This is a genomic window from Sphingobacterium humi (assembly GCF_009768885.1).
Lineage (GTDB): Bacteria > Bacteroidota > Bacteroidia > Sphingobacteriales > Sphingobacteriaceae > Sphingobacterium > Sphingobacterium humi.
Map to the genome: position 1 here is coordinate 1 of NZ_WSQA01000001.1, position 23650 is coordinate 23650.

23 protein-coding genes are annotated in these 23650 nt (G+C 43.1%); 14 read left to right on the forward strand and 9 right to left on the reverse strand.

Annotated features, from left to right (window positions below; translation table 11 throughout):
• Window positions 1–580, reverse strand: a 580-nt coding sequence (locus GQF63_RS00005; protein WP_160367479.1) for an ISAon1 family transposase, incomplete at its 3' end; no start/stop codon positions are given.
• Between the two features lies 1 nt (window position 581).
• Window positions 582–947: an ISAon1 family transposase N-terminal region protein gene (locus GQF63_RS00010; RefSeq protein ID WP_212592406.1), complete on the reverse strand. Its 366-nt coding sequence runs from the start codon at window positions 945–947 to the stop codon at window positions 582–584.
• 126 nt (window positions 948–1073) lie between these two features.
• On the opposite strand from GQF63_RS00010, the gene GQF63_RS00015 reads away from it, so the two are divergent.
• Window positions 1074–1808, forward strand: a complete 735-nt coding sequence (locus GQF63_RS00015; RefSeq protein ID WP_212592407.1) for a DUF3800 domain-containing protein — start codon at window positions 1074–1076, stop codon at window positions 1806–1808.
• A gap of 315 nt (window positions 1809–2123) precedes the next feature.
• Window positions 2124–2375 (forward strand): hypothetical protein, encoded by a 252-nt coding sequence (locus GQF63_RS00020; RefSeq protein ID WP_160367054.1) that lies wholly within the window; start codon window positions 2124–2126, stop codon window positions 2373–2375.
• A gap of 26 nt (window positions 2376–2401) precedes the next feature.
• On the opposite strand, the gene GQF63_RS00025 is transcribed toward GQF63_RS00020, so the two are convergent.
• From GQF63_RS00025 to GQF63_RS00045, 5 genes are all read right to left on the reverse strand, one after another.
• Window positions 2402–3481, reverse strand: coding sequence for a hypothetical protein (locus GQF63_RS00025; RefSeq protein WP_212592408.1), 1080 nt, complete (start codon window positions 3479–3481; stop codon window positions 2402–2404).
• Between the two features lie 609 nt (window positions 3482–4090).
• Window positions 4091–5356, reverse strand: coding sequence for a hypothetical protein (locus tag GQF63_RS00030; protein ID WP_160367056.1), 1266 nt, complete (start codon window positions 5354–5356; stop codon window positions 4091–4093).
• A gap of 152 nt (window positions 5357–5508) precedes the next feature.
• Entirely contained in the window at window positions 5509–6798 is a 1290-nt protein-coding gene (gene kynU, locus GQF63_RS00035; RefSeq protein WP_160367057.1) for a kynureninase, read from the reverse strand.
• 33 nt (window positions 6799–6831) lie between these two features.
• The gene (locus tag GQF63_RS00040) at window positions 6832–8022 is read right to left on the reverse strand and encodes an MFS transporter (RefSeq protein WP_160367058.1); all 1191 of its coding nucleotides are present in this window, start codon (window positions 8020–8022) and stop codon (window positions 6832–6834) included.
• Between the two features lie 396 nt (window positions 8023–8418).
• The gene (locus GQF63_RS00045) at window positions 8419–9363 is read right to left on the reverse strand and encodes a hypothetical protein (RefSeq protein WP_160367059.1); all 945 of its coding nucleotides are present in this window, start codon (window positions 9361–9363) and stop codon (window positions 8419–8421) included.
• Window positions 9364–9628: 265 nt separating this feature from the next.
• Here GQF63_RS00045 and GQF63_RS00050 point away from each other — a divergent pair, with 265 nt between their 5' ends.
• The 4 genes from GQF63_RS00050 to GQF63_RS00065 all read left to right on the forward strand — a co-directional run bounded on the left by GQF63_RS00050 (window position 9629) and on the right by GQF63_RS00065 (window position 11287).
• Entirely contained in the window at window positions 9629–10006 is a 378-nt protein-coding gene (locus GQF63_RS00050) for a DUF2200 domain-containing protein (RefSeq protein ID WP_160367060.1), read from the forward strand.
• Between the two features lie 61 nt (window positions 10007–10067).
• On the forward strand, window positions 10068–10406 hold the full coding sequence (locus GQF63_RS00055; protein ID WP_160367061.1) for a hypothetical protein: 339 nt from the start codon (window positions 10068–10070) through the stop codon (window positions 10404–10406).
• Window positions 10399–10950 carry an RNA polymerase sigma factor gene (locus GQF63_RS00060; RefSeq protein ID WP_160367062.1) on the forward strand — a complete coding sequence of 184 codons (552 nt, stop codon included), beginning with the start codon at window positions 10399–10401 and terminating at the stop codon, window positions 10948–10950. The genes GQF63_RS00055 and GQF63_RS00060 overlap by 8 nt, the downstream gene beginning before the upstream one ends.
• Complete coding sequence (locus GQF63_RS00065) at window positions 10940–11287, forward strand: hypothetical protein (protein WP_160367063.1); 348 nt, start codon at window positions 10940–10942, stop codon at window positions 11285–11287. Before GQF63_RS00060 ends, GQF63_RS00065 begins: the two co-directional genes overlap by 11 nt.
• Window positions 11288–11311: 24 nt before the next feature.
• Here GQF63_RS00065 and GQF63_RS00070 read toward each other — a convergent pair whose 3' ends face one another.
• Entirely contained in the window at window positions 11312–12331 is a 1020-nt protein-coding gene (locus tag GQF63_RS00070) for a LacI family DNA-binding transcriptional regulator (RefSeq protein ID WP_160367064.1), read from the reverse strand.
• 194 nt (window positions 12332–12525) lie between these two features.
• On the opposite strand from GQF63_RS00070, the gene GQF63_RS00075 reads away from it, so the two are divergent.
• The 8 genes from GQF63_RS00075 to GQF63_RS00110 all read left to right on the forward strand — a co-directional run bounded on the left by GQF63_RS00075 (window position 12526) and on the right by GQF63_RS00110 (window position 22845).
• The gene (locus tag GQF63_RS00075; protein WP_160367065.1) at window positions 12526–13050 is read left to right on the forward strand and encodes a YceI family protein; all 525 of its coding nucleotides are present in this window, start codon (window positions 12526–12528) and stop codon (window positions 13048–13050) included.
• 153 nt (window positions 13051–13203) lie between these two features.
• Entirely contained in the window at window positions 13204–14409 is a 1206-nt protein-coding gene (locus tag GQF63_RS00080) for an NAD(P)/FAD-dependent oxidoreductase (RefSeq protein ID WP_160367066.1), read from the forward strand.
• A gap of 108 nt (window positions 14410–14517) precedes the next feature.
• Window positions 14518–15195 carry a response regulator transcription factor gene (locus GQF63_RS00085; protein WP_160367067.1) on the forward strand — a complete coding sequence of 226 codons (678 nt, stop codon included), beginning with the start codon at window positions 14518–14520 and terminating at the stop codon, window positions 15193–15195.
• A gap of 3 nt (window positions 15196–15198) precedes the next feature.
• The gene (locus GQF63_RS19840; protein ID WP_212592409.1) at window positions 15199–16545 is read left to right on the forward strand and encodes a sensor histidine kinase; all 1347 of its coding nucleotides are present in this window, start codon (window positions 15199–15201) and stop codon (window positions 16543–16545) included.
• A 66-nt stretch (window positions 16546–16611) separates the two neighbouring features.
• Window positions 16612–17859 (forward strand): TolC family protein, encoded by a 1248-nt coding sequence (locus GQF63_RS00095; RefSeq protein ID WP_160367068.1) that lies wholly within the window; start codon window positions 16612–16614, stop codon window positions 17857–17859.
• On the forward strand, window positions 17852–18961 hold the full coding sequence (locus GQF63_RS00100; protein ID WP_160367069.1) for an efflux RND transporter periplasmic adaptor subunit: 1110 nt from the start codon (window positions 17852–17854) through the stop codon (window positions 18959–18961). Before GQF63_RS00095 ends, GQF63_RS00100 begins: the two co-directional genes overlap by 8 nt.
• Window positions 18962–18964: 3 nt before the next feature.
• On the forward strand, window positions 18965–22051 hold the full coding sequence (locus tag GQF63_RS00105) for an efflux RND transporter permease subunit (RefSeq protein WP_160367070.1): 3087 nt from the start codon (window positions 18965–18967) through the stop codon (window positions 22049–22051).
• A gap of 218 nt (window positions 22052–22269) precedes the next feature.
• Window positions 22270–22845: a hypothetical protein gene (locus GQF63_RS00110; protein ID WP_160367071.1), complete on the forward strand. Its 576-nt coding sequence runs from the start codon at window positions 22270–22272 to the stop codon at window positions 22843–22845.
• Between the two features lie 115 nt (window positions 22846–22960).
• Here the strand turns inward: GQF63_RS00110 and msrA are convergent, their stop codons facing one another.
• Complete coding sequence (gene msrA / locus GQF63_RS00115) at window positions 22961–23587, reverse strand: peptide-methionine (S)-S-oxide reductase MsrA (protein WP_160367072.1); 627 nt, start codon at window positions 23585–23587, stop codon at window positions 22961–22963.
• Between the last annotated feature and the right edge of the window lie 63 nt (window positions 23588–23650).

Here is a 23650-nt window from a genome sequence, read left to right on the forward strand (position 1 = left end):
GCAGGTACCTAGATCTTGCCAGCAGCTGCTTAATGGTATCTCCATTGGATAATATCTTTGCGGAATAGGGCTTCTGGAGCTTACGGCCCTTCTCAATGGCCTGGTTTTCATCATCTATAGCCTTCCACCGATGCTTTATTCTGATTTCCTGAAGCGCCTCTGTAGCCAATTGCTGAACATGGAATCGATCTGTTACCTGAACTGCCAGTGGAAAGCATTTCTTGGCGATAAGCCCCATGTTTCCTGCAAGATCCAGCGTTATCTCCGATCCCTTTTTACGTAATCTTTCTGGGATGCTTTGAAGGATGGGAATGATATTCTCCGATTTGGTGCCGTTCAGTATGGCGATAATGGTCCCCCTTTTACCGCGAGCACCCTTGTTGGTGACCACGGTATAGAGCTCTCCCTGCGACAGACAAGTCTCATCAAAGGAAATATGGCTGCCAATGTTCTCTGGAAAAACAAGGCCTTCACGAGCGTTCTCCCGGTGCTTCCAATCCTGAAAGCCACTCAGCTTATTTCGGTAGTAACGCCTTAGTTTACTGGCTGATATACCATAAAAGGAACTGATCGTTTGGATGCTATGAGCCTGATTGTCCGCTGATACCTTTTAAAAAAGCCGCGAAATCCTGTGTGATACGCGTCCCTTTGGCTACTAACTCCCAATTCCTACTAACTACTTTATTGCTGTCTTGATTGAGCCATCTGCGACGCTTGACATGTAAGTAAACTTGTTGTCCACGAATAGGGAAATCCTGTAGGGTAACAGGTTCAAAGAAGCCTTTCGATGTCAGTTTATTCTTTTGAAATTCTTCAGGAATGACATTCATCTCTTCCAAGAAAATATCCAACCGACCCGCTTCTTGCGTATAATGGGTCATCTCAAAATAATCAGAAACTCCCTGTGGAATAATAAGAGGCATGAGGGCTTTAAATGAATCGTGCATCTGGTAAAATTTCAAACACGAATATCCGATTATTTTTTGTCCTCTCCACAACTTTTGTACATGATCCCTTAAAATCCTTTTTACTATATTGGTATCAGCAATACCCACTATATCTATATGTATTTAATGTATGTTGATGAAAGCGGTGATCCCGGTAATACCGGCCATTCAACTGATCATTTTATTTTGTCTGGATTGATTATTTCTCAAGAAGATTGGGATAAGCATTTGACTAAACTAAAAACTTTCAGAAAATCAATCAAAGAGAAATACAATCTAAATCAAAGGACAGAAATCCATGCCGCAGAATTAATTCGACCCGGTAAAATTGCTGAATATTCCACAATTAGAAAAACCAATAGAATTAATATTTTAAAGGATTATTGCACGCAAATCCCAATCATATTTGACACCGCGAAAGTTATTAATATATGTATAAAAAAAAGCGATCATCCGGGTGCAGATGTTTTTGAACTAGCTTGGAGTCGTCTTCTTCAACGATATGATACATATTTAAAGAAAATTGTTATAGACAAAGGAATTGTAATAGCCGATGATACAGATAGTAAAAAACTAATGGCATTAAATAGAAAAATGCGAGTATATAATCCAATTCCCTCTCACTATCAAGGAATTTACAATTCCCCAATTGACAACATCATTGAGGATGTATTTTCAAGAAGTTCTCAACATTCCTACTTTGTCCAAAGCGTAGATGTAATTGTACATTCACTTTATAGAAGAGAATATCCTAAAGGCAGCTTAAAGAAATTTGGAATAGAACATCAATTTCAAAAAATTGAACCCATTCTATTAAAAGAAGCCAGTAAAGGGGATGCATTAGGTATTGTTAGAAAATAAAAAGCCTCGGTTCAAAAACCGAGGACTTTCTTGCGACTCGACCTAAACTAACGGTCTAAGCCTAGCCGACTTATTATCTTTACTTTATAATAATCTTATTAGTATAACAAAGATAAAGCTTATTAGTAATAATTCACAACAAAAATTTTCAAATTCCAATACCCCCGGACGCTACAGTTATTATTCACCGCAAAACACGCGGATATTACCCGCCCTATTCTGCGAACATAAAAAGTCTTACCCCCCCATTTTACGGCTTTCCGTAATTTCCCATCCCAATAACTCCCTACCTTTACCGCATCAAATCAACAAACAATGCAAACCCTATTATTACAAATAACTGATAGCGATGAATCTTACCTAAGCTTGATTTTAGCGTTAGCGATTGCGATAATAATATTTTTAATATTTAGGGTCGTGCTATTGTGGTATTGGGAAATTAACAAAACCATTGCGTATCAGAAGAAGCGAAATGAGCAGCAGCAATCAAGCCCTGAAGAGCTAGATTACGAAAACAAATACCGGAAAGGAAAAAGCAGGGCGAGTTCAAAGGCCAAAGAACTGTAAGGCGAAAAGGCTGAATTGCCCCTTTCCTACTCTACCCACAGCTGCGTAATATAAAATCTCTCGGCGCCATCCTGCTGAAAAGGCAATTCCTTCCCATCCATCCAGCATTTCGAATATTGCACTTGGTCATCTCTATAATCGGCGATTACAAACAGCTTTCCATTTTTAGCAAAAATGGCCTGCAGATCCAGTAATTTATCCTGAAACTCCTGGATTAGTTTACCATCTTTCCAAACCAAAATGCTAGCCAGACCATTTTCCTCCCCATTAAAACACACAGCCACATAAGTTGTTGTGCCTTCCATAAACGTTCTTACATTTCGAACCTTCCACCAAGGGATTTTATCTTGAATAATCGATTGATGGACTTTATTATTTTTATAAATCCAGATATAAGGCAATTTCGGATCCCGATTTGTATGGCTTGCTTCAAAGGTATACAGGTCTTGTTGAACGGGATAAACGTTCAGAAAAAACCGTCCGTAATCCCTTTCCATCAGAATCTTACCATTCTTCCAAATCGTTGAGCTTGCTAAGTTACCGACCACATAGAAATCATTGTTATGTCCGGTCAACTGCGAGATGCTGGCAAAGCGGCCAGGTTTAAGCTCTAGTGGATAATCTTGACCATTCTTCCATATGCCCGTCGTTTGGTTATAATATCTTGTGCCATATGCATACACATCTTTCCCGGAAGTCACATAAAGCTGGCTGACCACCGCGTTGTCTTGATTTCCTACGTAGCTTTGCTTGCCATTGGTCCACAGCACCGGTTTACGGTAAGTATCCATTTCTCCAACGGCTCCTTCAAAACCGCCGATGTATACATCCTGCCCCTGCATCATAATATCCGAGGCAACGCCTCCTTTTTCAGCACCTGCCAAATAGCTAAGCTTACCATTATACCAATGGGCTGGTCGGGCCCCAACCGGATCCTTATCTTTCAACACAGCACCTATAAAATGCACCTTTAAGCCGGCATATTCTTCCTCAAAAGGCACTTCATCCTCCGGATCAGGTTTATCCTTTTTACAGGAAACAGTACATACAAAAACAGCAAGTAAACAAAAAAGTAAAAAAGGGAAACGATGCGTCATGGTTTTCATAGTTGATGATTGAACGACAAATATGCATAAGGAAAAGGGTTAATTAAAGCTATACTTTAGCCGTTATATATAATTTGACAAGGAAAAATGGGGAGGGAAGGAAGGTAAACGCGGTTTGAAGACATATCCCATTCTCCGATCAGGAAGATAGCTAGTAATGAAATTTTTATATTAAACACTGTAAATAAGTGAATTACACTTCGTTGATTGCAATGACGTACCAGTCGTTCGACTCCGCTCACGATGACAATACTTGCCGCAACGCAGTACAAGGCGGGCCGCAGTTTATTAACAAGGCGTACCATAGTTTGCGAGCAAAGCTTAACAAGCAATGCCACTTCATGTCATCACCTTCCAATAAATTTTGCAAACATTTTACCCCCTCACGATGACAGCACGGGCCACATCTAAATACTAACTACTCCATACTAAATACTATTCTCACCCCTTTCTCACCCCTTTCTCACCCGTATCAATCCCCTTTGTAAAGGGCTATGATTGGTAAGTGAAAGAGTAATTAAAAAAGCCACATAAACTTAAAAATGGGCTGATATAGAAAGTGAAGCTGCCACTTTTTACACCAACCCATCTAGCTGTTAGCTATTACTTTTAAAATTTATATTGCAGTCTTAGGGTAAACACATTATCCTTTTTATCTTGATGATAGCCGAGTTGTGTTAAGCTATTCGATTTTTCATTGAATGGCATTTCGTAGAAGGATTGCACCCTGACGCCGGGATACGGATGCCATATCAGTCCGAATGTGGCATTCTCGTATGCTAAATCCGCCTCGGTGGTTAAGTTTTGTCCAACTTCATGTTTAGATACCTCCTTATTCGGGTCGTGCCGGCTGTAGCCAGCCCACAGCGTTACAGGAAGTTTGGGGCCAATTTGCTGTAAGAAATAGAGGTATCCGCTTCTAAATTCGCGGATATAGGTATCATAGTTCGGTAAGTAATTGATGATGGGTATTCCAAAAGCATCAGGCGCAGAAGGCTGCGTACCGAAGAAGTACTCGCTGCGCAATTGCGTTAAGCCAATGGGCGAATTGAAGGCCAATTGCGCGTGGGCATTAAAATATTCGCGCTTGGCATAATCACCGACATGACTCTCATTCACATCGGCAACGAATTTATTGCCCTGCATTTTAAGTACCCTATCCGTCCCTTGATACATAGAGCCGCGGTAATAACTTACGCCCCCAGATAGCCTTAAGGGCAATTTCTTATTGGTAGAAGCCCTAACCGCGCCTACAAAATCACGGCGACTATCGTTATCAGCCTGCAGACCATTACCGCCAACCATACTCAGGTTAACCCTTAAATTGCCCAAGCTTTCCGGGCCGTTATAACTTAGTTGGGCACCAATATCATAAATATCCGGAATTAAGGTATAGATAAAACCTGTTCCCTCGGCCAATTCATACATAGAAGGGGAAACACTTAATTCGTAGCCAAAGTTGGGGTTAAGGCCTCCCACCGATAGGCTAAAGCGCTTCGTCCAAGGGTCTGTCAACTCAATAAAAGCATCGCTAAACCAAATCCGCTGGTTATCACGTGCTTCAATGGTCAGGTAGGCCTTGGCAATTCCGGTTTGAAAAACCGTGGTAAAGAAAGCCCGTCTAACGCCTATCCTGCTAAATTCCTTTTCGCCATAATTTTCATTCGGCGCACCCACACTTACCCTTCTCACATCTTTTTGGGCATATTGAAACTGCCCGTTAAAATAAGCGGAAAATTGAAGGGTCTTTTTCGGAGGATCGCCCTTTTCGGGGTCCTTCTTCGTCGTATCAGAAGGAAGTGTAACGGTTAAACCATATTCAGGGTTAGTTTTACTTTTTTCTTGCGCTCGCAAGGATGGTACTAATACCAGCATAAAACAGAGGATTGTCCAGCCAGTTTTCATGGAAAATAAAATAATATAAATAAAAGAGGAATCTGCTAAAACCATACGCATTCAAGCGTAGGAAGGAAAGGCTACAGCAGCCATGCAGCAACCTTTCCCAATAAGAGGATTTAAGGTTAGCCCTAGGTCACCATGGCCCGTACCGCGCTGTATTGCTCCCATTCTTTCTGCTCCCCAATTTGTTTTAACACCTCTACAATCTTAAAGGCATCTTCATACGAATTATAGAGGGCTATGGGCGCCAGGCGAATCACATTAGGTTCCCTAAAATCAGGGACAACCTGATGCTGTTTCAGGGCTAAGCAAATGCGGTAGGCTTCCTCATGCACCAAAGACACATGGCCACCTCGCTTGGTATCATCTGTCGGGTTATTATAGCTAAAACCGAATGGCTTTAAGTTTTGATCGATTAAATACATCAGGTAAGCCGTCAGGTTTAAGGACTTTTCATGAATATGCTGCAATCCGGCCTCTTCAAAAATGTTCAGCACCCCTTCAATTGGCGCCATGGAAAAATGGTTCGGCGTTCCGGTTTGCCAGGCAATGGCATCGGGTGCCTGATCGAAGGTATGCTTCAATTGAAACTGGGTTTCATCGCGGTTTCCGAACCAGCCGGCCAGCCCCACAGGTTTGCCAAAATGCCGCTTGTTCACATACAAACCCGCGGAGGCTCCCGGCCCTGCCGAAATGTATTTATAGTTGCACCAGGTGGCAAAATCAGCGTCTATTTTTTGAAAATCGTGGACAACACATCCGATGGAATGGCAGAGGTCAAAGCCAATTAAAATCCCTCTTTTATGGGCTTCTGCGGTTAAGCGTTCCATATCGAGCAATTGAGCGCTCCGATACAGCACCGATGGCAGCAGCACCACCGCCACATCATCCGTCATCGCATCAATCACCTCGTCCTCATCAATAAAAATACCGTCTTTACTTTTCACAATCTTCAACACGTCCTCCACTTGCATGCCCTTCAGCCTAATCTGGCTATCAATGGCATAGCGGTCGGTCGGGAAGTTCAAATCATCTACTAATATTTTATACCGTTCTTTCGTAGGCTGCCAGAAAGTGGCTATTAATTGGTGAATATTCACGGTGGTATTACCGGCAACAATAACTTCATTTTCGCCGGCATTGATCAATTTCGCTAAACGGTTGCCCAAAATTCTAGCGTATTGAAAAAAATAGCCATCATCAATGTTCCACATCAAAATGCCTTCCTTCTTCCACACCTCCAACACACGCAATAAAGCGTCTTCTGCATCTTTGGAGGCCAGCCCTAAGGAGTTCCCGTCCATATAAATTTTTCCACCTTCCAATTGGTAGAATCGATCGCGAAACTTCCGTAGTGGATCCTGTTGATCCAGTGCTAACGCCTGGTTTAGCCCAGGACTAAAATTTGTATTTGCCATAGTAAAGTTTTATAAATGTTAATGGTTATTGCATCAAGCCTGTGCTTTTACACGAAACTCTTTGCGCATAAATGGATAGGCTATCATAGCCCCTAATAAGGCGATGCCGGTTAAAGGCAAAACGCCAACCTGCCAGCCATAGCTGGATACCAGCCCCGACACCAATGGAATGCCAATGAGCGCACCGATATAATAGAACAGGTATACAATAGCGAAACTATCTTCAATCAATTGCGATTTTACGGCTACTTTAGGAATGGAAGCTGCAATGCAGGTCGAGGTAAATCCAATACAGGTCGATAAGACGATGACTTGCAATACCAGGATTGAAACAGGGGTCTTATCGGTCAGGAAGCAGGCCAAGGCCATTATGATAAAAGAGAAAAAACCGATGGTTAAAGGCTTGCCGGTACGTTCAATTAAATAGCCAATCAATAAACCAACCGGTATACCCACCAGCCCGAATAGCATGGCGTTTAGTTTGCTGGCATCATCGCCTAAATTATACACGCTTTTAAACATGGTGGGATAGCCATCTAAGAACGTAAATAGAATAAAGCTTACGGTCAACATCGCGATGGCCAGCATCATAATACCCGGATTGCTCAGGGCCTCCCGGAAGGAACCTACAACAGGCTTGCTGTCTCCCTCTTCCTTTTTTGCTGTATTTTCAAAAAAGAACAGGAAAAACAAACCGATAATGGCCGCAGCGATGCCCAGGGTCAACCAAATACTTTTCAATCCAAACTGTTCAAAAAGCATCGGCAAGAGGTAAATTACGGCTGCATAGCCGAAGGCTGAAAAGGTGCCAAATATCCCCACCGCTAAACCATAGCCGGAATCTTTAAACCAGTTGGTAATAAGCACCATACCGGTCACCATAATAAAGGAAAACGAAACGCCTTCAATAATGCGGGCAAGCAGCATCAGCCAGTAGGTATTGGTAAAATAGCCGATGATATTTCCTAAAAAGAGCGCCGCCATAATGACGATACTAATCCATTTGGCGCCGAAACGTTTCACCAGATTCCCGCCCGGAATAGCCAGAAATACAGGTGCAAAAGCAAAAATGGATACGTAAATTGATACCTCTATGGGCGACAGTTGAAGTTCAGCAATAAAAGATTCCCTCAAATCAGTCGGTGAAATTTTCATTTGACTAACCGAAAGAATGATAGCACCTAAGTAAAGCAGTGCGAGTTTAAACCATTTTGAAACTTTCATATATAATAATTGTTTAATTATTTTTCTTTTGGGTAATAAGCCGGGTTCAGCAATCCCCCTGCCTCCTAAAAATGGAAACAGCCCTTTCAACAGCTACACTTACTCGTTAATTATTACCTAAGGGTTAATAGTACACTAATTGATTATAAATGGAAGGTCAGCATATATCTTTAAAAAAAAGGCGTTTTTCGTTTCTCAAATCACAACAAGCGCTGTCCTTTTTTTCTTTATCCGAAAGGCTTCCAGCTACTGATCCTTATTTTTCTTCTTTTCGGAAATAAACCTGGTCTTTATGCGGATTTCAGTGGGTATAAGCCTTTCCCCCAAAGGAAGGTTCAAGCGTGCATCCTAGGGCCCGTCGAATGCTGCACTGAGGAAAAATGTACCCCTGAAAAACTACAGTTGTTCAACAAAAGCGCGTTGGGTAGCCAAAAACTTCTTCTTTGCGGGTTCCCCGGATTGGGAGATGAGGGAAGAGCATTTTTTGATCAGTTGCATTCGTTTTTTATGCGCCAAACATACCTCCCGATCAAAAGACAAAAGGGAATTTGGGAAATGAAGATTGATAACCGAGGCATCCATTATCTTGGACTCGATTAGGGAATGGGATAGGTCTAATATAACATGCGACACATACAACTGCAGCTCTTTGTTGCGAAACAATCCTGATCTGGCCGTCTCGTCCAAATCATGAATCAGTGAAAATAATTCGTCTTTTAAGGCTTTCCGCTCCTCTTCGCTAATCAGACTTAGCTCATAGAAAAATAAAATATCACTAATGGTAGATGCAAATAGGTTTGGCGCCAATATATAAACCAGGTCAATGTCCTTCAACTCTTCCCAGTATTGGGCCTGTTTCTTCAATAGTTTTTGGGGCATGATGATGTCGGCCAGCCGCGATGGTGGAATGCCATCGGCATTAAATTGAATCTTCAGTAACTGAAGCTTACAGAGGTTTGGATATTGGGCTATAAATACATCGGGTATAGAACGGCAAGCAAAATAATGGGTGGTACCTATTCTTTTATCCAACCCTTCGAATACATTCAGCGCTGCATCTATCGTTTTTGTATAGCTGCTGTAAGGGTCGCTTTCTTGCTGCAAGCGCAGATTAAAGATGGTCTTTTCTCCCCCCTCCCGAAGAATTAAGGAGGTGAGGTTGATGTTCAGTTTTTTTGCAATAATTACTAGCTCGGTCAGGGTGAATTCTACCTCCCCACGAATACGACGGTAACTAGCCTCCTTGCCTAAATTGATAAGCTTGGAAATAAAATCAACCAGCTTCTCTTCTGCGGGAAGCGAGTTGGCAATCATATCGATAAAAGTCTTTTGATAGTCCATTTGTTACCTGAAAGTTAATAAAATATCCCTTAGTGAAACCTCCAGTGTTAGCGAATGCGATGGTTGCTAAAGGGTAATCGGACCAAAATCTCCCTTACTCAGCAACTAAATACCATGGAAATAAAGGCATTGCCAGCCCAAGACTAAATAACCTACAGGTTACCCATTTTTTTCAGAAAACCACTTAACTTACCTGTTTTTGTTGGGTAAAAAAGAGGGATTGCTAAAAATCCCTTATTTTTACTGCTAATAAATGAGCATCCCTATGAAAAGCAGCAATAACCAGAATCACCGCATTGCCAAATTGATTTTTGGCTCCGTTTACCCCATGTATGTCAATAAGGTGACGGCAAAAGGACGTACGCAAGCCGAACTGGATGAAGTTATTCACTGGCTTACCGGTTTTGATAAAGCGGAACTCCAAAAGTTGATAGACGATAAAGTAACCTTCGAAACCTTTTTTGAGCGCGCAACATTGAATCCGAATGCGCAACTGATTACGGGAGTTATCTGTGGATACCGGGTAGAAGAAATTGAAGACCCCTTAGTGCAACAAGCCCGTTATATGGATAAGCTTGTTGATGAATTGGCCAAGGGAAAGAAAATGGAAAAAATCCTGCGTACGGCTGACCAAAAAAAATAATTACAAAAAACTGTAACCTTTTGCTGCAAGGCTTCCTCTAATGGAATAAACACAAGAACATATGGATCGTATATTAGCAGTATTTATTCCCATCGCATTTTTTATATGCGTAACATTAAGCATCTACTTTATTAACAAGTATAAATATGATGCCATTAAAACCCTTGGCGGCCCTATTCCGAAAACCAAAGGAACTAAGATTTCCTGGATGAAAATCGGCATTGTGGTATTGGGCTTTGCTTTAGGACTTATTCTAACGGGTATTTTTAAAGAAACAGGCATCATTGCCGAGAATGACAACCAAGGCTTCTTTATTGTTGGCATTGTGACCTTCTGTGTTGGTGCTGCCCTTTACGCTGCCGATAGAATTAAGACCCAGGATCAGGAAATTGATGGATAACACGCATATAGCGAATGTTTTATCCGGAGATCGCCATGCTTTCAGGTACTTTATACGTACCTATAAAGACATGGCCTTTTCCGTTGCCTTATCTATGGTTAAAAATGAACTGATGGCCGAGGAAGTGGTGCAGGAATCCTTCGTACAAGCCTACCTGGGCCTGTCTAGCTTCCAACAGCGCGCCAAGTTCAGCACCTGGCTCTATAAAATTGTGCTGCGCACAGCCAGCAAATACCGGCAGAAACATCAGCTAAAAGATCAGGAGTTCATCTTGGAACGGCACGATCAGGCCTATGATGAACATGCCTTAAACGATATGCTTCGTGAGGAACAGAAAGCACTGATCAACGAGGCCCTCATGGCCATCCCCTCGAAGGAAAGTGTGGCCCTACGGTTATTTTACCTAGAGGAACTCAGTTTAAAAGAAATAATAGAGATTACAGGTTGGAGCGAAAGCAACCTGAAAGTGATTCTGCATCGGGCCCGCAAAAGCCTGCATGCTACCTTAACCTTATTAATGAAGAAATCGACCTATGGAACATAAGGAGGAACAACTTAAAGCCATCATGAAATTGGCGGAGGTAAAAATGCCATTCGATGATTTCGAGGATCAAGTGATGTTGAAAATTGAACAGGTGGAAGCTGAGAAGAAGAAACTAGACCGCAGTCGCCTGTATGCCTTGGCCTTCTTTGCCCTAGGCACGGTATTCGGCATTGGGTCCAACTATTTAATAGCCAATTATGTGGCCGGATCTGACCTGTCCGCTTCCCTCAAAAACTATGTTGAAATAGGCAGCTGGCTGCTGTATGTCGTATTCATTATTTTACTAAGCGACAAGTTATGGAAACTTAAAGGCCTGCAAAAAGCGGAAAACCAATAGGCAGGACCTATTGCTATGGTTAAATTAGAGGGATGATTTCCGGATATGCAGCTCCGTATCCAGGGCAATAGTTTCGAAGGCTACCTCTTGATGCTTTTTGTTCACCAATTCAATCAACTTTTGAAAGCCGAGTTTTCCCATTTCAAAAGCCGGTTGCACCACAGCCGACAGGGCTGGGTTTAACGCATGGGCATAAGGCGTATTTGAAAAACCTATTAACGCTATTTCGGTAGGTACGGCAATGTTCAATTCGGCCAATACCCCCAAAGTGCGGGAAGTAATGTCATCTGTCGCACAGAATATAGCATCCGGCTTCTGCCCTGCATCTAGCAATTGCACAATCTTCCGCTTAATTTCTATTTCTACCTGGCTGCCTTCCGTATAGTCGCAGGCCAATAGCAAGTCCGGGTGAAAGGGAATGTTTGCCGTAGCTAAGGCTGCTTTAAACCCATTCAGCCGTTCTTCTGTAATACCTAAGTCTTTCCCGGTAATATGCATAAGCCTTTTCTTCCCTTGATCTACCAAATGCTTGGTCGCCCGGTAGGCTCCTTCAAAATTATTGACGCCAACCTTATGCGTATGCAGGTTATGAAATATGCGGTCGATAAGTACCACAGGAATGCCATTCTCCTGCAAGGCACGCAATTCCGTTTCGCTAGATTGGTGATTAATCGGAGAAATCAATAAGCCATCTACTCCCCTGTTTCGCAATACCTCAATGGCTTTTTTCTCCAAGAGTTCATTATTGCGGCTCTGCATAATAATGATATCATACTTCGCCTGCTCGGATACAACCTGGATGCCATCTAGCATTTGGGCCACGAAATTATTGCTGATATTAAATAAGATGACCCCAATGCTGTAGGTTTTACCGGTCTTTAAGGTTTGTGCTATTTTATTAATGCGGAAATGATGCTTCTCGGCATAGTCCTTTACCAGTTTCTTTGTTTCCTGGGAAATCTCATGGCTATCGTTTAAGGCCTTCGAAACCGACGATGCCGATAGGTTTAGGGCTTTTGCTATATCCTTTAAAGTAATTCTCATCGTACAATATTAGTGCTAAGGCATAAAATAGGTAGTCACAGGTACATCCTTCCTTCTTCCAAAATAAACAATATTATTGATACTGGCCTATTTCTGAAAATTTTTCATTTCTTAACATACATCAATGCGCAGTTAACACAACATGCGCACCTTTGTAATACAAAAACAAAGGAAAAACAAAATAGAAAATAATTATGGCAAATTGGACATTAGACAGCGCACACAGTGACATCGAGTTTAAAGTAAAACACATGATGATCTCTACCGTTAAAGGAACATTTAACGAATTTAACGTAACTGTAGAAAATGCAGGCGAGCAATTTGAAACCGCACAGGTTCAAGTGAACATTCAAGCTGCTTCCATCAATACCAAAAGCGAACAAAGAGACCAACACTTAAAAAGTGGCGATTTCTTCGATGCTGCAGCTTACCCAGAAATCAAATTTGTATCAACCAGCATTGCAAAAGACGGTGATGATGAGTACAAAATCACAGGTGATTTAACCATTAAAGATGTGACGAAACCGGCAACTTTTCAAGTGGAATTCGGCGGATTGAGCAAAGACCCTTGGGGTAACCAAAAAGCAGGATACACCGTAACAGGAAAAATCAACCGTACCGAGTTTGGATTAACCTGGAATGCAGCCTTAGAAACTGGTGGGGTGATGGTGAGTGATGATGTTAAATTCCAAGCGGATCTACAATTTGTAATTGCTTAAGGATTAAGCGTGCTTGTATATAATAGAAATCCTTGCTCTTTGAGCAGGGATTTTTTTATGCGATAAAAGGGCCTTCAGCCAAACAAAAGGGCCTATTTAATGTTGTTGGAGCAGAACAATCGCTACAAAACAACAAAACTATTTTCTATGGGCATGGACTTGAAATCGAATGAACCCTTTTGGTTGGTAAAAAATGGCATCCTGGCAAGCTATCCTTCGTTACATGAACCTATATCCTGTGATGTGCTTATTATTGGCGCCGGCATTACCGGCAGCTTAATTGCCCATCAATGTACGGAGGAAGGTTTAGATACGGTGATTATCGACCGCCGCGAGGTGTGCAATGGCAGCACCTCGGCCACCACGTCCATGCTGCAATATGAAATCGATATCCCCCTCTATCGGCTCAGCGAAATGATTGGCGAAAAAGGAGCCGTCGCCAGTTATCAGGCCTGTGCAGCAGCGATTGACAAACTAGGAAAACTCTGTAAAACCATACAGTCTAAGGCCGGATTCCGTAGTAAAGACTCTCTTTACTATGCTTCTCGCAAAAAAGACAGTGCCTGGTTAGGAAAAGAATATGAATCGCGGAAGGCCGCCGGATTCGATGTGCACTGGTTGGATGAAGATGAAATCCGTAAGCAATTCGATATCCATTTGAATTATGGGGGCATCCTATCCAAGCAGGGCGGCAGTGTTGATGCCTTTCAGCTGGCACATGAGCTTCTTGCCTACAACGCCAAAAAAGGCTTGCGCATTTTTGATAAAACAACCCTAGATCGGGTTGAGTATAAACGTGGTTTTAATATTGCCCTCACAACCGATAAAGCTAGCATTAAAGCGAAAAAGATAATTTATTGTGTGGGCTACGAAAGCAGCCTGCTGATTAAGGAGAAGTTTGTCAACCTGCTCAGCACCTATGCCATCATTTCAGAGGTCGACGAAACCCTTTGGAAAAAATTCAACGATATCTTAATCTGGAATACCTCCGAACCTTACCTATATATGCGTACCTCCGATGATTTCCGATTCTTGATCGGCGGAGAGGACGAGGAGTTTCATAACCCGATAAAAAGGGATGAACTCCTAAAACGAAAGGAAGAAAAGTTGCAACGCAGTTTTGAAAAGCTATTTCCGGATTATACCTTCCGATTGGACTTTAGCTGGGCCGGCACCTTCGGAGAAACCAAAGACGGACTGCCTTATATCGGTGAACATCCGGACTTTAAAAACTCTTATTTTGTATTGGGTTTTGGTGGAAATGGCATCACCTTCTCTGTGACAGGGATGGACATGGTATCCGATTGGTTAAAGGGCAAGAAGAATCCATTAAGCCCTTATTTTACCTTCGGAAGATAGCCGATAGGGTTGGAAATCGCTTCCTTTCTTGTTAAGTTTTCCTTAAATTCTCCGAATTGCCTGCTTATTCCATTCATTTGGATAATTTTGTGGCATATTAACCGGAGCATGCAGATACTTGTAGTAGAAGACGATAAGCGTATTAGTGATTTCTTAATCAAAGGATTAGAGGAAAACGGACACCTATTGACCTTGTGTAAATCGGCAGAAGAGGTGCTGGAGCATTACCTGAGTATCCCCTGGGATTTGATTATCAGCGATATTATGCTGCCCAAAATGGATGGCATCCAATTGGTGCAAACCCTCCGCTACAAGCAGGTGCTATGCCCTATTATTATGCTGAGCGCCTTAAACAGCATTCAGGATAAGGTGGCCGCCTTAGACTCCGGTGCCGATGATTACCTGATGAAACCCTTCCACTTTGACGAGCTGCTCTCGCGAATCAACGCCTTGGCGCGACGCAATCAGTTCAAATTCGGACAGTCGGTAAAACAGCTGCAACAATTTGGCGACTTACAGGTGGATTTCGACCAGGTGAAGGTCAGCCTTTCCGGTAGGGAAATTAACCTCTCGCCGCGTGAGTATAAGCTCTTGCTCTATTTATTGGAAAATAAGGAAAAGGCCGTCTCTCGCATTCAGATTCTCAATGCGGTCTGGGGAATCAACTTTGATAATCAAACGAATATCGTGGATGTGTATATCTCTTACTTACGGAGTAAAATAGAAGATAGCAGCCATAAGTTTATATACACCGTAAAGGGTGTGGGTTATATGTTTAAAGGATAAATTGTGCAATTAAAACACAGGCTTTCGCTCTATTCCATTGTTATATTTAGTGTCATCATTCTGATTGCCTCGGGGATAATCTATGTGTCCTTTTACTCGCAAATGGCGAAGAAGGAAGCACAGAACCTCAGTAGCAAATCGGTATTGGCGGCTATTTATTATTTGGAACAAGATGAGGTGCCTGCTGCCGAGCATGAGAAAACAAAAAACCAACTGCTTAAAACCATCTCCCGAAAGAATATTGCCATCTTCGACGATAAAAACAAAAGATTCACCGGCGATATGCCGGTAGATGCCAACATCAGCTATCGCTTTATGGAGGAGATTCGGCATAAACAGTCTGCCGATTTCTCCGACGACAGCTACTTCTACCATGGCTTGTATTACGAGGATAACCAAGGTAATTTTATCGTAATTACCCGCGAGCCCAAGGATGCATTTAACGAGCAGCTCCTTTCTTTGCTGAAGATCTTACTCGTGGTTTCGCTATTGGGCATCGGCTTAATCTACCTCTTCTCGCAATACCTCGGGAAGATTGCCTACGATCCGGTAAACCGCATCATCCAACAGATTAAGGCGCGAGATGAAGAAAGCTTCTATCAACCCCTTAAACCGGAGAAATCTTACGAAGAAATCCATGATCTGATTGCTACTTACAATCATTTTATCGACCGTATCGGGCAGCACTCTCAAATACAGAAGAACTTTATCGATTATGTTTCGCATGAACTGCGCACGCCCATTACAGCCATGCTGGGCAGCATGGAGGTGACAGCGCAGCAGGAACGCTCGCCTGCAGAATACCAGGCAACGCTCCGGAATTTAAAGCAGTATAGTCAGGATTTGCATGAAACCCTCGATCAAATGATGATCCTCTCCGGTGCACAAGATCGCTTTGAGTTCCAATCCATCCGCCTCGATGAAATCATTTGGCAGCTGGTGGAAGATGCCATCCTTTACCATCAGGCTAGCATTAATGTGGATATTCAGGTGGAAGACACCGCCCTGCTGGAAATTCAAGGCAATCAGAAGCTCCTGTCGCTTGCCATCCATAACCTCCTGAGCAATGCCATCAAATACTCCAATAATAAGCCATTGGCCATTGTTTTGGGCCAACAGGATGGCCAATTATACCTGGAAGTGGCCGACCAAGGGATTGGCATTCTTGATGAAGACCTGCAACATATTACCGATAACTTCTATCGTGGACAGAATACCCAGGCCTTCCAAGGCAAGGGAATCGGCTTGTCGATGGCTAATATCATCTTTAACATCCATGCCATCCAGATGGAAATCATCGCGAATCTTCCGAAAGGAACCCGCATCCAATTGACTTTCCCGCGCTTCTAATCGAATTCTAATGTAGCGCCAAACTCCCCCTAATGTGCCACAGTTACCTTTGTGAAAAATATTGGTATGCGGCATTTAATACATTCTTTAAGCTTTATTTCCCTCCTCTTCCTGACGCCTGTATATGCGCAAAAAATAGGATTAAAAGACTTGGAAGCTTCCTTTCTGAAAAACAACAGCCAGTTGCTGCTGCAGAAGCAGGAAATTAGCCGGGCCGAAGCCCTGCGCATTCAGGAAAAAGTTTGGCCAAACCCGCAATTGGAAATCTCCGAGGTGAACCTCTGGACGAATAAAACTGTAGAACCGGGCATTAAACAACAGTATGCCATCGAGCTGCAACAGCGCATAGAAACGGCTGGCAAACGGCATAAAAGGCTAGCCTTGAAAGGGCTGGAAAAGCAAGAAGCCATCCTACAGTATGAGCTTACCTTACGCGAGTTGAAGAAGGACCTGCGGCAGTATTATTATGCAGCCTACCAAGGGCAAGCCCAATTGGCCCAAGCCGATTCCCTCTTAGCCGTTTATGACACGGTGATACCGGCCTACAAGGCTTTTACGCAAAAACAACAAGTGGCAAAAGCGGATTACATCCGCCTGCAGGCTGCCCATATAAAACAGAAGCAGGAGCGCCTGGCCATTGTTCAAGACTTGGAAGCTAACCTTTACCAGCTGCGGGTGTATAGCATGCAGCCTGAGTTGCAAGTGCATCAGTTGGCCTTTAACGATCTTCCTGCGCTGCAAGAAGCAAGCGCCTCCAAAAGCATGCAAAAGGCAGCCTACGCCGAAACCTTGGCCGGCAAAATGCAAGCGAATAAACTGGAGCAAGCCAAAGCAAACTGGACCATAGAACGCGCAAAACGAATCCCGGATATGCATGCCATCCTAGGCAACGACAGAGGAGGTAATATTATGCGCAACTTCGTCGGTATAGGATTAGCCATGGATATCCCTGTTTTCGATAAAAATAAAGGAGCTATCAAAGCAGCGCAGATCCAGATTCAGCAGCAGGAGGCTCTGCTTCCAGCCTTAGGCTTTCAGCATGAACAGCAAATCAGCATGCTCGAAAAGCACCTGGACCTCGATCGAGCAACCCTTAAAGAATGGGAAAGCTTGTTAATGGAAGATCAGTCTGCTTTGCTTTCTGTATACAAGAAAAACTTGCTGGCTCGCCAAATTACCTTACTTCAATTCATGGATTACATGGAGTCGTTCCAGGATAACTACAGTGCCTATCTTATGTTGCAGAACCGCTATTACCAGCATACCGAAGAACTCCATTTCCTTTTAGCTCAAGATTTAACAGACGATGAATAAAACACAGGCAACGATATTAGCTGCTTTGCTGCTTGTAGCCACGCAGGCTTGCCAGCAAACACAGGAACATTCCGAAACTGAACATCGCGATAGCACCGCGTCCTATTGCATTTCGGAGGACTTATTGCAAACGACGGTATTCCATACAGTTCAGCAGGAAGTGATCAAAGAGCAACTTAGCTTTAGTGGCAAGGTGGCTTATAATGAGAATGACCTGGTGGCCTTCCGAAGCCTGATCGCAGGTCAGGTAGATCAGGTGTATGTGGAGCTGGGTGATAAGGTAAAGAAAGGACAGGTACTCGCTTTGGTCAAATCGGTGGAAGTGCAGTCCTTGTTTCAGACTAAGCGCTATCAGGAGAATCAAGTGGCCTTGCTTCAAAAGCAATTGGCTAATAAAACAGCCTTGTTAAAAGATGGCCTCCTCTCGGAGCCTGAAGTATTAGCAACAAGTTATGAGCTTGAAGCAGCCCAGATAGAATTAGAAAAAATTAAGGCAAGCCTGCTGCTCTATAAAGCCACGGCTAATGGTAACTTCCAATTACTGGCCCCGAAAGATGGCTACATCGTCCAGAAGAACATCAGTGCTGGTCAGGCCATCCAATCGGATGCTGCCGAAGATCCCCTGTTCTCTATATCCAATTTGAAGGAGGTATGGGTGATGGTTAATATCCATGCCAGCAACCTGCCAGACATCAAACTAAACGCCCCTGTGCAAGTGAAAACTGTAGCCTATCCTGATCGCGTGTACCAAGGCCATATCGATAAAATATACAATGTATTCGATGATGACGAGCATGTGCTCAAGGCTAGGGTGGTTCTGGCGAACCAAGACCTGCATTTGCTACCGGGCCTAAGTGCCGATATCCTGATTGACAAGCCTACGAAGCTGGGGAAGGCGACTGCCATTCCGAACAAGGCCAAGATATTCCATAATAACAAGGAGTTCATTGTGCTTTACAACAGTAAATGCGACCTTCAGGTGCAACAGATTACAGCGATTGCAGAGAATGAGCAATATACCTACATCCAAGAGCCGCTAAAGGATCATCAACAGATTGTAAGCAAAAATGCCCTCCTCCTATTTGAACAGTTAATTCCTTAATACATGAAAAAGTTCGTTAAATCCCTCGTTACTTTTTCATTACGAAACAGTACGTTTGTCCTTTTTGCAACCCTCCTGCTGCTTTTTGCAGGAATATATGCCTTGCGCCACACGGCCATTGAGGCTTTTCCTGATGTCACCAATACCCGCGCCAGGATCATCACCCAATGGCCCGGACGCAGCGCCGAGGAAGTGGAAAAAATGATTACCCTTCCGATTTCTAAACTGATGAACAATATCCCGAAGAAGGCCAATATCCGATCGATATCCCTCTTCGGATTATCCGTGGTGACTGTCCAATTTGAGGATCAAGTCGACGACTTCTTCGCCCAGCAATATGTCTCCAATAAATTGAGCGGATTCAACCATCCGGAAGGTGCGGAAAGCTCCCTAGAGCCGCCATCTGGTGCCACGGGAGAAATATTCCGTTATATTATTCAGAGTAAGCTCCCCACCCGCGAAATATCTGCTATTCAGGATTGGGTCATCGAACGGGAGCTATTAGCTGTTCCGGGCGTTGCGGATGTGGTGAGCTTCGGCGGTGCAGAGAAAATCTACGAGATTAAGATCAATCCTACGGAATTGCGTAACTACCAGCTATCTCCCCTTGATGTTTATGAAGCGGTTTCCAACTCGAATATCAATGTGGGTGGGGATATGATCCAGCAGGGCGACCAAGCTTATGTGGTTCGCGGTGTAGGCTTATTGGATAAGTTAGAAGACATCGGCAATATCACCATTAAGCTGAACGGCACCACGCCTATCCTGGTGAAGCATGTTGCGGAGGTGCAGATCTCCAACCGTCCTAAACTCGGACAGGTCGGATTCAACGAGCAGGATGACCTCGTCGAGGGAATTGTCGTTATGCTTCGTGGGGAAAATCCATCGGAAGTGGTGGAAAACCTCAAAGTGAAGATCGAAGAACTGAATAGCCGTATCCTCCCCGAGGGTGTTAAAATACAACCTGTAATCGACCGTACCAAGCTGGTCGATAATACCGTGTATACTGTATCCAAGAACCTCATTGAGGGTATTTTATTGGTATCCCTGATTGTTTTTATTTTCCTGTACAATTGGAAATCAACGCTTATTGTTGCTTCGGTGATTCCCTTAGCCTTTTTATTCGCCATCATCATGTTGAAGATCCAAGGCTTGCCAGCGAATCTGATATCCATGGGATCCTTAGACTTCGGCCTCTTACTGGAAGGTACGCTGGTTATTGTGGAGACCGTATTTGTGGCGATGGCCACACTATCCCATCAGGTTGGGGCAAAACGATTCGCCAAAATGAGTAAGCTGGGTATTATTAAGAAAAGTGCAGGCAGTGTAGCCTCCTATATCTTCTTTGCGCTCTTAATTCTTATTGTTGCCCTCTTGCCTATCTTTTCCTTCCAGAAGGTGGAAGGAAAGATGTTTACTCCCCTAGCCTTCACTTTGGGTTATGCGCTTCTTGGCTCGCTCTTACTCAGTTTAACCTATGTTCCAGCCATGTGTAAACTACTGTTTACCAAAAATATGGAGGAAAAGGAAAACTGGATTACCCGCTTCTTCCAAAAGACTATCTTTGGCCTTTACGCCATCAGTTTTAAGCATAAAAAACTGACCATAGGTCTGTTCTTAGGAATTTTAGCCCTGTGTATCATACGTTTTGCAAACTATGGGTCTGAGTTTTTACCCAAGCTAAACGAAGGCGCCATCTATATCCGGGCGACTTTACCCAATAGCGTCAATCTGGAAGAATCGACCCGATTAACCAAAGAGATGAAAGGACGAATCCAGGCAGAATCTGAAGAAATCGACTTTATCCTCACCCAAACCGGGCGTCCCAACGATGGAACAGACCCTACGGGCTTCTTTAATATCGAGTTTCTAGTGCAGTTAAAGGATCCCGCCGAGTGGAAACGCAAGGTCAAGAAAGAGACTATCATCCAAGAAATCCGGGAGAAGCTAAATCATTATCCGGGCATTAACTTCGGATTTAGCCAACCCATCCAAGATAACGTGGAAGAATATGTAGCTGGTGTTAAAAGTGCCTTGGTGGTGAAAATATTTGGCGACGACCTTTATGAGTTGGAAAGCTACGCCAATAAACTAGCCACCTCCATCAGCAAGGTGCCGGGTATTACGGATATCAATGTGTATAAGAACATCGGATTGCCGGAGCTTCGCATCCAATTGCACGACCATAAGATGGCAAAGTATGGTATACAAACCGCAAATGTACAGGCGGTCATTGAAATGACCATCGGAGGTCAGGCGGCTACTCGATTTTACGAAGGCGATCGGCAATTTGATGTTGTACTGCGCTTTCAGGAAGCTTATCGCGATAGTCCCGAGAAGATTGGCAATATCATGATTCCAAGTAGCAATGGTCAGCATATTCCCTTGCAAGAGATCGCCAGTATTGATTACCTCACAGGACCAGCGTTTATTTACCGCGAAGGCAATAGCCGCTATATTGGTGTAGGCTTTAGCATTGAAGGCCGAGACCTAGGAAGTACCATTGCAGAGGCGAAAGAAGTAGTCGCCAAGGAGATAAAACTGCCCAAAGAAAACAAGATGGAATGGGCAGGTGAGTTTGAAAGCAAGGAAAGAGCCAGTAAGCAATTGGCCTTAGTGGTGCCGATATCCTTAAACCTTATCTTACTGCTGTTATATTTCAACTTTGGAACCATCAAAGATACCGCCATCTGTTCCTTGACCCTTCCCTTCGCATTTATAGGTGGTTTTCTATCCTTATGGGCTACAGGCACCATCTTTGGCATCTCTGCAGGCATCGGGTTCATCATCTTATTCGGGGTAGCTACAATCGATGGTATTGTCCTAATCGGTGTTATCCGCGATAACCTGGCGCATAAGATTCCGCTAAAAGAAGCCATTATTCAAGGAGTGAAAAGTAGAATCCGACCAGTAGTCATGATCGCCTTAATGGGCTCTTTCGGATTATTACCTGCGGCCCTATCCTCCGGTATGGGATCAGAAATCCAGAAACCCTTGGCCATTATGATTGTTGGAGGGCTATTAATTTGTTTAATTCTATCCTTTTCCATCCTGCCGGTTGTATTCTATTATGCCCACCGAAAGGACTAGATATGGATAAAATCTTAGCACAATATTTAAAATAAGACCTTTTAACAGCATAAATAAAAGAACAAAAGACTTTCATTTAACGCCTTAATTTATATTTTTGCTAATCGATTAAAACAAATAGGATAATTTAAAAAATTAAACACGATAAAATATTTACTTGTCTTGTTGCGTTTTAATTCTTAACAGCGTATTACCTTTAAATTAACACAATTGTAATTATGAATAAAAAAACACTAGCCATTCTGTCCGCTCTGGCATTTAGCGGCTTAACACAGGCACAGAGCCTTCAACAAGACAGCCCTAGCCAAGCACAAAACTTTACACAAAATCATTACAACAGCTACCGCAGTCAGCAATATGAAGACAAGCGTGCGCAAGGTGTTTTCTTTGAAGTATTAGGTACGGGTCTAGCCTATTCATTTAACTACGACACACGCTTTCAAAACCGTCGCGACGGAATAGGCGGTCGTGTTGGTATCAGTTACTATTCCATGGATGGCGTTAGCCTCTTTACCTTACCTGTTTCCTTAAACTATTTATTAGGAAAGAATGGGCATTACTTCGAGATGGGTGCTGGTGCAACCTATGTAAATGCCAATGAAGAAGGTGTTGAAGAGGGGGGTGATGTATTTATTGTAGAATCAGGTAGTACGGTAGTAGGTAATATGGTATTTGGCTATAGAAAGCAACCTGTTGATGGGGGCTTCTTGTTCCGTGCTGGATTCGCACCGCTCTTTAAATCGGGCGACTTTCTTCCATACTGGCCTTATGTCAGCTTTGGATTTTCCTTCTAAAGCACAAAGAATAGCTCATTAAAACATAAAAAAAGCAACCCGAGGGTTGCTTTTTTTATGGGCTAGCATGCAGTCTATTTATTTCTTTCTGACATGCATGCTAGTCAATTATTTCCTATTGATTTGCCTTTTTCGCTACATCAAATAAAGCCGGAGAAATGTGGCAATAGCCTCCCGGATTTTTATCCAAATAATCTTGATGATAGCCTTCTGCGGCGTAATAGTTTTTCAAGGGTTCTACCTCAACCACCAATGGGGCTTCATAAGATGGCGCCAATTGAGCCAACTTCTCCTGAATAAGGGCCACATTATCGGTATTTGTATAATAGATGCCAGCCCGATACTGCGTGCCCACATCATTTCCCTGTTTATTTAAACTGGTCGGATCTATAGTTTTAAAAAACAAATCGATTAATAGGCCCAGTTCAACCACTTGCGGATCATAAACCACTTTCACGGTTTCTGCAAATCCCGTTCTTCCGGTACAAACCTCCTCATAAGTTGGGTTTTGCGTATTTCCATTCGCATAGCCTACGGAAGTAGACTTCACTCCCCTAACCTGTTTCAAAAAATGTTCTGTTCCCCAGAAACATCCACCGGCAAAATATATCTCTTCCTGTCCGGTTACTAATTGTTCTTCTTCCATAATACGTTCTTCCTTATCTCCTGTTGATTTTGCAAATCTATTGGCCAGGAATACAACCGCCAATAGTACTAATGCAAGTAAGCTTATTTTTTTCATCGCTGTTACCTCCCTAAGCTTTCTTTAAATGAATATATAAAAATACAGGTTTTTTACCTAAAA

Coding starts and splice junctions, on each gene's coding strand:
- GQF63_RS00010 (WP_212592406.1), bottom strand. CDS start 947: ATGCACGATTCATTTAAAGCCCTCATGCCTCTTATTATTCCACAGGGA.
- GQF63_RS00015 (WP_212592407.1), top strand. CDS start 1,074: ATGTATGTTGATGAAAGCGGTGATCCCGGTAATACCGGCCATTCAACT.
- GQF63_RS00020 (WP_160367054.1), top strand. CDS start 2,124: ATGCAAACCCTATTATTACAAATAACTGATAGCGATGAATCTTACCTA.
- GQF63_RS00025 (WP_212592408.1), bottom strand. CDS start 3,481: ATGAAAACCATGACGCATCGTTTCCCTTTTTTACTTTTTTGTTTACTT.
- GQF63_RS00030 (WP_160367056.1), bottom strand. CDS start 5,356: ATGCTGGTATTAGTACCATCCTTGCGAGCGCAAGAAAAAAGTAAAACT.
- kynU (WP_160367057.1), bottom strand. CDS start 6,798: ATGGCAAATACAAATTTTAGTCCTGGGCTAAACCAGGCGTTAGCACTG.
- GQF63_RS00040 (WP_160367058.1), bottom strand. CDS start 8,022: ATGAAAGTTTCAAAATGGTTTAAACTCGCACTGCTTTACTTAGGTGCT.
- GQF63_RS00045 (WP_160367059.1), bottom strand. CDS start 9,363: ATGGACTATCAAAAGACTTTTATCGATATGATTGCCAACTCGCTTCCC.
- GQF63_RS00050 (WP_160367060.1), top strand. CDS start 9,629: ATGAAAAGCAGCAATAACCAGAATCACCGCATTGCCAAATTGATTTTT.
- GQF63_RS00055 (WP_160367061.1), top strand. CDS start 10,068: ATGGATCGTATATTAGCAGTATTTATTCCCATCGCATTTTTTATATGC.
- GQF63_RS00060 (WP_160367062.1), top strand. CDS start 10,399: ATGGATAACACGCATATAGCGAATGTTTTATCCGGAGATCGCCATGCT.
- GQF63_RS00065 (WP_160367063.1), top strand. CDS start 10,940: ATGGAACATAAGGAGGAACAACTTAAAGCCATCATGAAATTGGCGGAG.
- GQF63_RS00070 (WP_160367064.1), bottom strand. CDS start 12,331: ATGAGAATTACTTTAAAGGATATAGCAAAAGCCCTAAACCTATCGGCA.
- GQF63_RS00075 (WP_160367065.1), top strand. CDS start 12,526: ATGGCAAATTGGACATTAGACAGCGCACACAGTGACATCGAGTTTAAA.
- GQF63_RS00080 (WP_160367066.1), top strand. CDS start 13,204: ATGGACTTGAAATCGAATGAACCCTTTTGGTTGGTAAAAAATGGCATC.
- GQF63_RS00085 (WP_160367067.1), top strand. CDS start 14,518: ATGCAGATACTTGTAGTAGAAGACGATAAGCGTATTAGTGATTTCTTA.
- GQF63_RS00095 (WP_160367068.1), top strand. CDS start 16,612: ATGCGGCATTTAATACATTCTTTAAGCTTTATTTCCCTCCTCTTCCTG.
- GQF63_RS00100 (WP_160367069.1), top strand. CDS start 17,852: ATGAATAAAACACAGGCAACGATATTAGCTGCTTTGCTGCTTGTAGCC.
- GQF63_RS00105 (WP_160367070.1), top strand. CDS start 18,965: ATGAAAAAGTTCGTTAAATCCCTCGTTACTTTTTCATTACGAAACAGT.
- GQF63_RS00110 (WP_160367071.1), top strand. CDS start 22,270: ATGAATAAAAAAACACTAGCCATTCTGTCCGCTCTGGCATTTAGCGGC.
- msrA (WP_160367072.1), bottom strand. CDS start 23,587: ATGAAAAAAATAAGCTTACTTGCATTAGTACTATTGGCGGTTGTATTC.